Origin of the sequence: Mucilaginibacter sp. (genome assembly GCF_965277465.1) — a bacterium.
In the GTDB taxonomy this organism is placed as follows: domain Bacteria; phylum Bacteroidota; class Bacteroidia; order Sphingobacteriales; family Sphingobacteriaceae; genus Mucilaginibacter.
The window spans coordinates 2,007,998-2,021,480 of record NZ_CBDICW010000002.1; the positions used below are offsets into that span (position 1 = coordinate 2,007,998).

Here is a 13,483-nt window from a genome sequence, read left to right on the forward strand (position 1 = left end):
ATTAAGTCATCGGTATTTAAATAGCATTTTATTGTTAATTCATACGCCAAAGCAATAGAACAAGAGGCATTCAATGGTAAGTACAGCAATAAATGCTTAATGTTTTTAATCGTTAAAAAATTAAGCAAATAGTTAAGAATGATATTTTTACGCTACTCTTTTTATTGAATTTTTACAAATTTAGCATCACCTACAAAATCGCCACTGGTATTTTTAATTTTTATTACATAAGCGCCTGGCTTAAGCTTGCTTACATCCTGGGTCCAGCTGTTACTTTTTTGAGTTTGATTAACGACAAGCACACCCAACATATCATAAATAAAGGTATTGTATGAAGTTGCAACAACCGATGAAGAACTATTCATGTTAACAGTAATTGATTTAACACATGGATTTGGGAAAACGGTTAACTGCCCAGCTATTGCCGCCGGATTATAAAATATACTTACAGGGCTTGAATAACTTATAACGTCGCTTATATTATTCTGCGTAAGCCGGTAGGTATTAGCCCCGCTAACCGGATTATGATCAAGATAAGTGTAGTTGCCGCTACCATTACTTTGCACTTGGTACTGTATATCGTATTGCTTACCATTGATAGCCTGTTTTTCTATACCGAAACCTGTGTAATTACTTTCATTGTTGGTTTTCCAGCTAAGCAAAATGCCGCTGCTTACCTTTGTTGCAATAAAAGACATGAGCTGATAAGGTATTACCGCTTTTCTTTCAACCGCTAATTCAAAACGGTTTGCCCCATAAGTAGTGGTATCACTGGTGATGATGGTAAAAACATAACTTTTATACCTTCCTACATCTAAGGAATCCTTATACAGGTGATCAAGAATAAATATATTAAATAAGGAGGTATCAATATTGGCTACATCCTCAAGTGTTAATAAGTAATTGCCTGTTTTATTAGCCTTTACAAAAAGCTTTACATTTTTGCCGCCTGTATATTGCGCCATTGAGTTAATTGATGTACGTACATTGTCAGAAGTATAGCTTGAAAGGAAAACTGAAGGAGATACCCCGTCCAGGTCGCGCCCGTCGGCAACATCAAATTTATCCGACCAATCGCTCCTGAAATAAATTCCACACTCATCAAATGTTACACTATCCTGCTGTAGCCTTAAATGCAGGCCGGTAAGTGGCCCCGAAGCAGTATTTATTAGTGATACGTAGTTTTTAGCCGGTAAGCCCACTACTGCGGTATTTAAAGCCAATACGTGGCCCGAAGGAGAAACTAATAACAACTGCCCTGGAAATACACCGGCTGCTGCTTTTTCCGTTTCCTGAAAGGTTAAGGTAGAGTTTGTTGCGCTTGTGGCCGTAACTAAAAAGCCTTGCCCGCTGGCAATGTATTGAGAAACAGCTGTAGCAGGGCTACCTGATGTTGCTCCTGATGCGCCGTTATAACTTACATAGTTATTATTGGGTTTAAGATTATCAAGCTCATAAAAAACCTGGCCAATATTGTTACTGCTGTTATCTGCCCACACCTTTTTCAGATCAATTGTACTGGCATAAGGATTACCAACCATGTTAAATCCCGGAAAATCGGTTGCAGATAGAGAGCTGGTATAAGACAAATGCGATTGCCCACCCGAGCCTGGATACCACAGATTAACGGTAACAGCCTGCTGGTTGAGATAGCCAACGTTAGTAATAGTTGCATCAGTTATAGCAATACTTGTTGAACCGCTGGTTCGGTTGTTATTACTACCTATAAAAAACAACAAAAATCCATTGCCGGCCGGTATACTGGCTGTTGAAGGAACAATACTGCTTGATGCCGAAGTACTTGCTGTGCCTATGGTATAATCAGTACTTACGGTTCCTATTGATTTAATACCCACATTTTTACCCGAAGTAAACCCCGAATTACTATTAGGCAACTGCTCATCAAGCAAATACATTGATGGATTAACAAAAACAATAGTGAACCCTGCACCCGGCCCCGCAGTAAATGGTGCTGTTGAGTTTGTACTTTTATTAAAATAATATAAGTTAAGATAGTTATTAGGACCGGAAGTTGGACTTGTACTATTAACCGGAGAGGTTAACAACCTGTAACCACGATAATTTGAATTTGTGCCTGTTAAAAATCGTTCAACATTTACAATACCTGTAATTGAGGGGCCCGGTAATATGGCTGCTATGGTTGCCGATTGCGAAGCGCCTGAACGTAATGTTAAAAAGCCGCCTGTTGCTAAAGTGGTATTGGTATTACTGCCAACCATCGTTAATATACCCGAATTGGCCACGTAAAAATTCCCGCTGACCATAGTTTTTGTACCTGCCCCGCTAAAGTTAACGTTGTAAAGTACAGTACCGTTCCCCGCCCCACCTGCCAAACTTTGTGTAGTTCCGTTAAAATTTACCGCAGGGCCTGATAAGTTAACGTAATCAGCAGCGTCGTTAGCCAGGGTTGTGGTGTAATCGCCTGCATTATTTAAGTTTCCAGTTGATGCTGTTTTTATACCGATACCTGAAAACTTTATATTTTGATAACTTACACCACTGCTTAAACCCATAATACCCGCGTCGGTATAAACAATTTGAGATGCGCCGGAATATTCAACTGTTGAGCCCGTGTTGTTAAAAGTAACTATGTTTGCCCCCAGGTTTGATAAACCGGATAAGGCTGCCGTATCAATAAGCTGTAATGTTGCTGATGTTGATGGTATAATTATAAAACTGGATGTACTGCTGGATGTATTGGTTGTTTGGATCAACCCGGTAAGCGCAGCTATCCCCCCGGTTAAATTAAATTTAACATTATACAATGTAGTGCCATTGTTTGACGATGTTAAGGCAATATTTGTAGTTATATTTAAATTATTAACCGATGATGCAAATACATCAGTATTTGACGTTGCCAAACTATTACCTGCTATAACATTTAAACTGTTTGCATTTAATATACCCATCCCTGAAAGCGTACTGACATAGCCAAGGTTGGAGTTTGAATCGCCCTGATAGGTTATTGCACCAATTACGGTTAAAGTGCTGCCGCTGTTAACAACCACACCTGCTGCCTGCCCACCCATATTTCCAAAGGCTATTGAACCAACATTGGTAGTACCGGATGAGGCCAAAACATTTGGAAAATAAGTAAAAGCTCTGCTGACACCTATCAACGCATTATCAATACTTGTGGGTACTATGCCATTAAGCCAGTTTGAAGCGGTATTCCAGTCTGTACTTGTAACACCAACCCACGAGAAGCCACTTACAGGTATATAAATATTATCACCATAAGTAGAAACAGCACCTGTAGTTGAAAGCATCCTCCCTTCAAGCGAACCGCCATCACCCATAGAAATGGCTCCATTATTTGATATCAAAGTCCCTTTCATGGTAGTTGCAGCAGCCATTGCAACAGCACCCTCAGCCACCCAAAAAATATTACTTGCCAAAGCGCCATTTGTTAAAACAACTGTAGTTGCAGCGCCTGTAGTAAATGCTCCACCAACCTTAAAAATAAATACAGCGTTTGCATTTCCCTGCGCATCCAGTGTTAAAGTTCCCGCAGCCGAACCGGCGCCTGCTATTGAATATACACCCGCATAAATGGTTTCTCCATTGCCTAAAACTGCGCCATGTGCAGCAGTTACTGTTGCAGCGGTTAATTGATTATAAGCATTGGTAAGATCCTGAGTAGCCTGGGTTGTCTGGCTATCATTAATATAAGTGGGACCTGATGATGATGGTGCACCATATCCACTTACTGCACCGGTACCGGTACCAATACTACCTGTAATATTTGATACTCCTGTATTACCCACGGCACCCACTGTAGTAAAAAGAGCAAAACCAGCAATAGATCCTAAATTAGGAGCAGTAGCGCCATACCATGCAACTTTTGGCTTGATCTTTTTAGCAAAAGAAGCAAAAGCACTTAAATTAAAGCTAACAAACAGGCATATATTAAATATTACAGCTGTTTTGAATTTATTATTTTTAAAAAAGGATGGGCCGTATGTGTTTATAGCGTTTATTGTATAATTACGAAATAAGAGTTTACTTCGAAGGATATTACAAGTCCCGGAGAGTGCGGGCTCAAACATTTTTTTTCATATAAAATCAATTTCACTTATTCTTTCCTCTGCAATGTAACCCTAATTTTACAAAACAAATATCATTATTGATTGTACACGCTTAAATAAACATAAATAAATACTTGATAAATAGTGATTTAAATCACTATTTAATAGCTTTCATGTTTAGAGCTTTCAGCTATATTCATTCATTTACAAACGATATTTTTAAATAATTATTAAATGCCTTAGTAGCTTTTATTAGTTTTGTTAACCGACCAATTATTAAAAAAAATCACCTAATCAGTTATTTACACAACCATTAGCACTATGTATTTAATACATTTGCTATTAAAGTTCTATCAACTAATAAATATTAACATGCCAACTTTCGATATAGTAAGTAAAATAGATGGCCAAACGCTTGATAACGCCATTAACATTGCAAAAAAAGAAATACTGAACCGTTATGATTTTAACGATTCAAAAAGCACCATCGACCTGGATAAAAAAACCAATACCTTAACGGTTGTAACTGAAAACGATATGCGCTTAAAAGCCATTCAGGATTCAATCATCGGCCGTATGGTAAAGCAGCAGCTTGATCCTAAAGCGCTTGATTTTGGAAAAGAACAATACGCATCAGGTAATATGATCCGTAAAGAAATAAAGATCAAAGAGGGTATTGATAAAGAAGCTGCAAAAAAAATAGTTAAAAAGATAAAAGACAGCGGATTAAAAGTACAAGCCTCTGTTATGGACGATCAGGTTCGCGTTCAGGGTAAAAAGATTGACGATCTGCAAGCAGTGATCAGCCTTTGCCGTAAAGATGATTTTGGCCAGCCCCTGCAGTTTATCAACATGAGGGATTAGTTTGGCTTAAAGATAATAGAAAAGCCGCTTCTTAACGAAGCGGCCTTTCAAACTAAACCAACTATTATGAAAACACTCTTTTTATTGCTGGGGTAATGATATTTGATTTCAGATTAGGAAAACCCTTAATCACATCAGGCTTATTTTACAGCTATCTCTCTCGACTGAAATTTAGCTTCTTCCCTTTTAGCAACCTTTAACTTCAAAATACCATCGGTATATTCAGCTTCAATTTTTGTATGATCAGCAGTTTCAGGTAAGGTAAATGACCTGGTGAATGAGTTGTAACTATATTCACGTTTGCTGAATTTTTTACCTTCTTCAATATTCTCAACTTTTTTATCAGCCGATACTGTTAAAATATTTTTATCAAGGCTAATTTTAAAATCTTCTTTTTTCAAACCTGGTACAGCCAATTCAATATGAAATTCGCTTTCACTTTCTGCAATATTAACTGCAGGTACGCGGGTTGCTAACTTATCGCTCAAAAACGATTCATTTAATATTGAATCAAATACATCACTGAAAAATGGATTAACTGCATGATTTTTTTGTCCGTTTGCAAATTTTACTAAAGTCATTTTTATATCCTCCTAAGATTTTCTTTTATTTATCTTCGCTGAGTGTTTATCAAGTGTTATACCAACCCCTTAAAAGCATAATATGGCTGGCATTTTGTCCGTTATATTTATTTCAAACAGACAAATTGACACTCAATGGCTGAAAAATTATCCGATTATAGGTTTAAAACCCCAATAGCTATCCGGTTTTCGGATATTGATGCAGTAGGACACGTTAATAACGCGATCTACTTAACCTACTTTGAGTTTGCAAGATTTACCTACTGGAAAGAAATAATTAACTGGAACCTGCCCGAAAATGGCATAATTGTAGGCCGGTCAGAAGTTAATTACCTAAAACCGATAACGCTTAATGACGAGATTGCCTGCTATGTTCGCACCACGCGCATTGGTAACAGCAGTTTTGATATGATGTATGTTTTGGTGCGGATAACTCCCGATGGCGAAGAGATTTGTACTACTGGCAAAACTGTTTGTATCAGCTATGATTATTCAGCCAATAAATCAGTGCCCATACCTGTTAGTGAACGCCACAGGATGATAGAATTTGATGAACCAGGTATGATAACCAATACCCACTAAAATTAAAAAGCTTTTATCTGCGGCATTTGCAATAGCTGCTCGTCCAATACGCTGATATTATCCCGGTGGCCGGTTACTAATAAAGCAATTTGTAAACAGCCATCCTTTTTAGTTAACTGAACAAGCCTTGATTTAAGCTGGTTAGCCACAATCAATTGCTCAACCATATCCTTGTTTTCGTATACTGCGTTGGTAAATACAATAACAAATAGTTTATCGTGATGAACTTTATCAATATACCGCTCAATCATACTGAACAAAAGCAGCACAAGTATGGTAAGGATGGTTGAAAATATACCTAACATATAATTTCCTGATCCTACCGCCATACCTATAGCAGCCGACATCCATATTACGGCAGCCGTTGTAAGCCCGCTAACGGTAATATTATCTTTAAAAATAACGCCTGCACCAATAAAACCAATACCAGTTACTATATTGATATTAACCCCGGCCCCGGCACGCTGTGCCACCATTGTATAGATAGTGGCACCAAGGCATATCAGTATAACTGTACGAAAACCTGCTGTTTTGTTTTTATACTGGCGCTCTAATCCTAAAATGCCACCGCATAAAACTGCGAGCAAAATTTTTATAATGTCGCTACCTGCAATACCAAACTCCAGCGATTGTATTTGATTAACCATTCATTAATAATTAAAATATTTTTCCGGGATTTAAGATACCATTTTTATCAAACACCTGCTTTATGCCCCGCCACAAAGCAAAATGAACCTCTGAATATTTTATGGGCATAAAATCTTTTTGTACCAGGCCAATTCCATGCTCGCCAGATAAAGTACCACCTAATGAAACCGTCAGCTCAAATATTTCGCGGATGCCATCTTTTAAACGGTTGTTCCAGTCAACATCGCTCATGGTTCCTTTTATGATATTTACGTGCAGGTTACCATCACCGGCATGGCCATAACACACTGATTCAAAGCCATATTTAAGCCCTGTTTGTTTTATTCCTTTAATTAGTTCGGGCAGGCTGGCGCGAGGTACTACTGTATCCTCTTCCTTATAAACCGAATTTGATTTTACCGATACAGCCATTGTTCTGCGTAAACGCCAAAGCTCTTCTTTCTGGGCAGCGCTATCGGCAAACAGCACATCCTTACAATCAAACTCTTCTAAAACCTGGTTTATTTTTTCGCAGTCGGTAAATATCACATCCTGGTTGGTGCCATCAACCTCTATCAATAAAAATGCCTCGATGTCATCTTTAAGGTCAAATGCTATTCCGTCGTTCTCCTTTACCCACTCCACCCCTCTGCGCTCCATAAACTCTACTGCCGAAGGGATAATCCCAGCCCTGAAAATAGCAGAAACCGTAGCACAAGCTGCTTCATTTGAGCTGAATGAGGCCAGCATTAATGCATCCAAAGTTGGCCGCGGAATAAGCTTAACCACAATTTTTGTAACAATGGCCAAAGTACCCTCCGACCCTATGATCAACTGCGTAAGGTTATAACCAGATGCATATTTCAGGGTATTTGCCCCTGTCCAGATAATCTCGCCCGATGGTAACACCACTTCCAGGTTTAAAATATATTCGCGGATAGTGCCATACTTAACCACCCTTGGCCCGCCTGAACCATGTGAAACATTACCCCCTATAAAACAGCTCCCCTTACTTGCAGGGTCAACCGGGTATAGTAAACCTTTAGCAGCTACCTGGTTCATAAATTCCTCGGTAATAACACCGGGTTCAACAGTAGCCTGCAGATTTTGCTCATCAATAGCCAAAACCTTATTAAAACGCTCCATTGCTATTACCAGGCCACCCATTACAGCCAGGGCACCACCGCTTAATCCTGTACCTGCGCCCCGTGGCGTTACAGGTATTAAATGCGCATTACAAAGCTGCATCAGCGCAGCAACCTCCTGGGGCGATTTTGGCCTGGCAACTACTTCCGGATAAAACCGAAGATCTTCAGTTTCATCATGGCTGTATTTTTCTAATTCATCATGGCCCGTTATAACAGCTTCACTGCCAACTATTGCCTTAATAGCGGCAAGCACATCCCCTGTTATTTTATTGTAGTTCATATTATCAGCTGCTAATTACAATGCCCGAATATTCAACCTTACCCTTAAGTGGCGGGTTTAGCTTTTTTATACTTACGGTAATACCCTTCACAAACGGAAACTGTTCCTTAATATCAGTTAAAATAGCCTGCGCCACAGTTTCAATCAACTTACGGGTTTGTTTCATCTGGGAATCTATTATACTGTAAAGCTGTTCGTAATCAACCGTATTAGCTATCTTATCAATTTTAAGATCATCTAAGGGCACAAAATCAACCTCAACATCAACAATAAATTTTGTACCTAATTTTTGCTCTTCGGGATAAAAACCGTGAAAGGCAAAAAACTCGGCACCATGAAGGGATATATTGATCATGTTTCAAAAGTAGTTCTTGATTTTGGATTTCGGATATTTGATTTCGGATTTGTTTGGATTTGGATTTTGCTTTGTTGAAATAATGCAAAAATATAAGGCTGTAATTCCACCACCTCACATTCGGAATCCGGGAAGCAAACCACTATCTTTGGCAACCAATTGTATATTATATGTCTAAAAAAGATGTTTTTGAATCACCTGATTATTACCAGATAGATGAATTACTTACTGACGAGCATAAATTAATACGTGCAACAGTAAGGGACTGGGTTAAAAAAGAAGTAAGCCCTATAATTGAAGATTTTGCACAGCGTGCCGAGTTTCCAAAACAACTAATAAAGGGCATGGGCGAAATAGGTGCCTTTGGCCCTACCATCCCGGTTGAGTATGGTGGCGCGGGGCTTGATTACATGTCGTACGGGATCATTATGCAGGAAATTGAGCGTGGAGATTCAGGCATACGGTCAGCCGCTTCGGTACAGGGATCATTAGTAATGTATCCTATTTATGCCTACGGATCAGAAGAACAAAAGAAAAAATATTTACCCAAGCTGGCTACCGGCGAAATGATGGGTTGTTTTGGCCTTACCGAACCTGATCATGGTTCGGATCCGGGTGGTATGACCACTAATTTTAAGGATGCCGGCGATCATTATATATTAAACGGTGCAAAAATGTGGATCTCAAACGCCCCTTTTGCTGATATAGCCGTTGTTTGGGCAAAAGACGAAAGTGGTAAAATAAGAGGATTAATAGTTGAGCGCGGCATGGAGGGTTTCACTACTCCCGAAACCCATAATAAATGGTCGTTGAGAGCATCTGCCACCGGCGAGCTTGTTTTTGATAATGTAAAAATCCCTAAGGAAAATTTACTCCCTAATGTAGCAGGTTTAAAAGGCCCTTTAGGATGCCTTAACCAGGCTCGTTACGGTATTGCCTGGGGAGCAATGGGCGCTGCTATGGATTGCTATGATACTGCTTTAAGGTATGCAAAAGAGCGCAAGCAGTTTGGTAAACCAATAGCTGCATTTCAGCTTCAGCAAAAAAAACTGGCCGAAATGATAACCGAAATAACCAAAGGCCAGTTATTGGTTTGGCGCCTTGGTACCTTAAAAAATGAAAACAGGGCTACCCCTGCCCAAATATCCATGAGTAAGCGCAACAGCGTTGAAACAGCGATAAATATAGCCAGAGAAGCACGCCAGATACTTGGCGGTATGGGAATTACAGGAGAATACCCAATAATGCGCCATATGATGAACCTTGAATCGGTAATTACGTATGAAGGAACACACGACATACACTTACTGATAACCGGGTTAGATATAACAGGTGAAGAAGCCTTTAAATAAGGTTTGTAAATTGTAGTCGGGTTTTGTTGAGTTGGATACGGGTGATCACTGATAGTATTATTTGTATCTAACTTAATGGTTAAATATCTTTTAAACAGAATTTAAAAATTCATTTATCAGATATTAAATTTATTATTAAGCAAATTTGTAAACCCTGATTAACAAATGCTTTACCTAAAAAAAATCGGCACAATCAAATATTTTACCGTGGCTAAAACGGTATCTGTATGTTTGGTATTGCTTATATTTTCAGGTATCCTATTTATATCCTGCAATCAGTTTTCAAGTAATAATTCCACAAGCAAAAGTTATCAGAAAGTAATTGACTCGGCCGAGCATATTTATGACAGCGGTAAATTATTAACAGCAGTTAATTATCTGTCGTCTGAAACTGCAAAATACACCAACCTTGACCTTTTGCAAAAGTTTGAATATTTCAATTTCAACTGCAACTACTATTTCCATGCGGTAAAAGACAATAATGAGTCTATGGCTTATGCCGATAGCATGTTGAACCTGTTTAACACTCCTGAAAAAAAACTAAAATATATGTCCAAGTATAGTTCAGCTTTTTTTTATAAGGGGGATATACTTTTTGAAGAGAAAAAATACAACGAAGCCTATCATTACTATTACCAGGGAATGCTGATGGCCAGCAAAAGCCTTAATGATTGCACCATAAGTGATTACAGCTACAGAATGGGTATGATAACCTATAAACAGGAACATTACCGCCTTGCTGCTTCAAATTTTCAAAATAGTTCAAAAGAAACAGAATCATGTGATTTTACCTTTCGTTCATTTTACCGCAGGCAGGAGCTTTTAAATAATACAGGTTTAAGCTATAGCAAAATAAATGAAGCAGATAGCGCTATGATGTTTTATGATAAAGCGCTTGCATATATTAATACCAACGCTTTTAGATTTAAGGTGCGGCAGGATCTGATTGATGTAGCCCGGGGTGTGGTTTATGGCAATAAAGCAGACCTGTATATAAAGCAAAACAATTTTTCAATAGCCAAGCGGCTGCTTAAAAAAAGCAGTGAAATAAACCTGAGAAAAGGGAATGATAACCTGGATGCGCAACTATCTGAAATGAAGCTTGCGCATATTTATTTCCAAACCTATGAACTTGACTCGCTTTATAATTTGCTCAATGTGGTAAAAAAACAGCTGGATACGGTAAAGAACCAGGCTGCCGAAGCCGATTGGAATTTCATGATGGCCAGCTACTTAATTAAAAAGAACAAACCCGAAACAGCCCTTGATTTTTATATCAAATACGATGCATTAAAAGATTCCGTCGATCTTAAAAACAAGGCCCTTAAAGATGCCGATATAACACAGCAGATAAGGCAGTTAGAAAAAGATCATGAAGTTGTTAACCTAAAAAAAGATAACCAGGTGCAGGACCTTTACCTGCGGGTTGCAGCAATTTTTGGAGTAATGCTGCTGATAATTATTTTTCTGATCTTTTTTACCTGGCAAAGGTCAAGGAAAAACATCAAGATATTGGGTGGCCTTAACCATCAAATAAATAATCAAAATGCCAGCCTTGAGAAAGCTTTAAACGAATTAAAATTAAGCAGCCATGAAAAAGACCGCATCCTCAGAACGGTTGCCCATGATTTAAGGAACCCCATTGGCGGGATTGCTTCATTAACACTGGCCATGGCCGATGATGATTATAATGATGAGCAAAAGGAGATGATAAACCTGATCAGGGAAACATCCAATAACTCACTGGAGCTGATTAACGAGATATTAGAGATTACCAATACGGGCATCAGCCAATCTAACAAAGAACTCATCGAAATTAACTCATTGTTGGCTAAGAGCGTTGAGTTATTACGTTTTAAGGCGGCAGAAAAACGACAGGAAATTAAATTGGAGTTACTTAGCGCGCCTAAAGAGCTTTTGATAAGCCGCGAAAAAATATGGCGCGTTATCAGTAACCTCATCAGCAATGCTATCAAATTCAGCCCGGCAGGTGCCGTTATTTTTGTGGCTATTACTGATTTTGAAAAAGATGTTCAGATATCTGTTAAAGATAATGGGATAGGTATCCCCGAGAATATCAGGAACAAAGTTTTCAATACATTTACTGAAGCCAAACGCCCCGGCACTGCGGGCGAAAAATCATTTGGCTTAGGCCTCTCCATAAGCAAACAGATCATTGAAAACCATAACGGTAAAATATGGTTTGAGAATAACGAGAACGCCAACGGTACAACTTTTTATGTAAGGCTGCCTAAGTTACTGATGGACAGATAGCTATTTCAAAAAATCGGCATACCAATACCCCGACGATTTGATGGTACGCTTTTGTGTTTCAAAATCAACGTGTATCAGCCCAAAACGCGGATGATAACCTTCTGCCCACTCAAAATTATCGGTTAACGTCCAAACAAAATAACCATTAACATTATAGCCCTCGTTTTTAGCTTTTAGTACCTGTTGCAGGTAAGTTTGCAGGTAGGCCACCCTTTTGTGATCATTAACCTGCCCATCGGCTACATTATCCGGAAACGCAGCGCCGTTTTCGGTGATATATAAATTTTTTATTTGAGGATAGCTGCTGAACTTCTTGATCATCTGATAAATAGATTCGGGATAAACCTCCCATTTCATATCAGTTAATGGCACACCCCTGTTTTCGGCTTTTACAAGGCTTGCGCTTATATAAGGAGTAAAAAACGAGTACTTCACAATTTCGCGGGTATAATTCTGAATCCCGATAAAATCAAAATCAAATTTCAGGTTTTCATCATCGCCGGGCTGATAATATTTTTCAAGCCCTTTCAATACCGGCACGTCCTCAACCGGGTAGCCAAGTCCTAAAATAGGTTCAATAAATAGCCGGTTCACCAACGCATCAACCCGTACAGCAGCTTTAATATCTTTTGGCTTATCGCTGTAGGGCTCAATATAGGAACATGAAAACGTGGTACCTATCTGTGCATCAGGCAAAATTTCCCTTAATAATTTTGCACCCGCAACAATGCTGAGCACTGCGTGGTGTATGGCGGGTAAAAAATTCTTTAGCCCGGTTCTGCCCGGTGCATGGATCCCCAAAAAATAGCCTGCGCCGGTAAATACAGCGGGCTCGTTCATCACCATCCAGTTCTTAACCCTATCACCAAAAGCTTCGGCACAAACCCGGGTAAAGCCTTTAAACCATTCTACTACCTCCCTGTTTACCCATCCGCCCCTTAGCTCAAGCGCTTGGGGCAAATCCCAATGATAAATAGTTACCCAAGGCTCCACACCCTTAACAAGGCAATAGTCAATTACCCGGTTATAATACGCAATACCGGCCTGGTTAACCGTACCGGTACCGTCGGGAAAAATCCGTGTCCATGATATAGAGAACCTGAAGTTGGGAATATTAAGCTGACTGATCAGGTCAATATCAGCCTCGTATTGATTGTAAAAATCGCAGGCTATGGTAGGCTTATCACCATTAAGGATCTTTCCTTTTTTAGCCGAAAACACATCCCATACGGATTCACCCTTGCCGTCATCGGCACAGGCACCTTCTATCTGTAGGGCAGCCACAGAAACGCCCCAGATAAAATCCTTGCCGAAAAGTTGTTTGTTAATATGAGTGTCCAGAACAGTAGAATCCATCAAAATGAGCTATTG

10 protein-coding genes are annotated in these 13,483 nt (G+C 39.2%); 4 read left to right on the forward strand and 6 right to left on the reverse strand.

What is annotated here, in order from left to right:
* Positions 1 to 161 precede the first annotated feature (161 nt).
* A complete protein-coding gene (locus tag ACQY4U_RS21130) occupies positions 162 to 4,070 on the reverse strand; it encodes an ice-binding family protein (RefSeq protein ID WP_428331448.1) in 3,909 nt (1,302 codons plus the stop codon).
* A gap of 351 nt (positions 4,071 to 4,421) precedes the next feature.
* Between ACQY4U_RS21130 and ACQY4U_RS21135 the strand changes: the two genes are divergently transcribed.
* Positions 4,422 to 4,913, forward strand: a complete 492-nt coding sequence (locus tag ACQY4U_RS21135) for a YajQ family cyclic di-GMP-binding protein (RefSeq protein ID WP_428331449.1) — start codon at positions 4,422 to 4,424, stop codon at positions 4,911 to 4,913.
* Positions 4,914 to 5,053: 140 nt separating this feature from the next.
* Here the strand turns inward: ACQY4U_RS21135 and ACQY4U_RS21140 are convergent, their stop codons facing one another.
* Positions 5,054 to 5,494 (reverse strand): Hsp20/alpha crystallin family protein, encoded by a 441-nt coding sequence (locus tag ACQY4U_RS21140; RefSeq protein ID WP_428331450.1) that lies wholly within the window; start codon positions 5,492 to 5,494, stop codon positions 5,054 to 5,056.
* Between the two features lie 135 nt (positions 5,495 to 5,629).
* On the opposite strand from ACQY4U_RS21140, the gene ACQY4U_RS21145 reads away from it, so the two are divergent.
* The gene (locus ACQY4U_RS21145) at positions 5,630 to 6,076 is read left to right on the forward strand and encodes an acyl-CoA thioesterase (protein ID WP_428331451.1); all 447 of its coding nucleotides are present in this window, start codon (positions 5,630 to 5,632) and stop codon (positions 6,074 to 6,076) included.
* 2 nt (positions 6,077 to 6,078) lie between these two features.
* On the opposite strand, the gene ACQY4U_RS21150 is transcribed toward ACQY4U_RS21145, so the two are convergent.
* The 3 genes from ACQY4U_RS21150 to folB are packed head-to-tail and all read right to left on the reverse strand — an operon-like array spanning position 6,079 to position 8,486.
* Complete coding sequence (locus ACQY4U_RS21150; RefSeq protein WP_428331452.1) at positions 6,079 to 6,723, reverse strand: MgtC/SapB family protein; 645 nt, start codon at positions 6,721 to 6,723, stop codon at positions 6,079 to 6,081.
* 10 nt (positions 6,724 to 6,733) lie between these two features.
* Positions 6,734 to 8,131, reverse strand: coding sequence for an FAD-binding oxidoreductase (locus tag ACQY4U_RS21155; protein ID WP_428331453.1), 1,398 nt, complete (start codon positions 8,129 to 8,131; stop codon positions 6,734 to 6,736).
* A gap of 4 nt (positions 8,132 to 8,135) precedes the next feature.
* Complete coding sequence (folB, locus tag ACQY4U_RS21160; RefSeq protein WP_428331454.1) at positions 8,136 to 8,486, reverse strand: dihydroneopterin aldolase; 351 nt, start codon at positions 8,484 to 8,486, stop codon at positions 8,136 to 8,138.
* A 170-nt stretch (positions 8,487 to 8,656) separates the two neighbouring features.
* Between folB and ACQY4U_RS21165 the strand changes: the two genes are divergently transcribed.
* A complete protein-coding gene (locus tag ACQY4U_RS21165; RefSeq protein ID WP_428331455.1) occupies positions 8,657 to 9,838 on the forward strand; it encodes an acyl-CoA dehydrogenase family protein in 1,182 nt (393 codons plus the stop codon).
* Positions 9,839 to 10,003: 165 nt separating this feature from the next.
* Positions 10,004 to 12,112, forward strand: coding sequence for an ATP-binding protein (locus ACQY4U_RS21170; protein ID WP_428331456.1), 2,109 nt, complete (start codon positions 10,004 to 10,006; stop codon positions 12,110 to 12,112).
* Here ACQY4U_RS21170 and ACQY4U_RS21175 read toward each other — a convergent pair whose 3' ends face one another.
* The gene (locus ACQY4U_RS21175) at positions 12,113 to 13,468 is read right to left on the reverse strand and encodes a GH1 family beta-glucosidase (protein WP_428331457.1); all 1,356 of its coding nucleotides are present in this window, start codon (positions 13,466 to 13,468) and stop codon (positions 12,113 to 12,115) included.
* Positions 13,469 to 13,483: the final 15 nt, after the last annotated feature.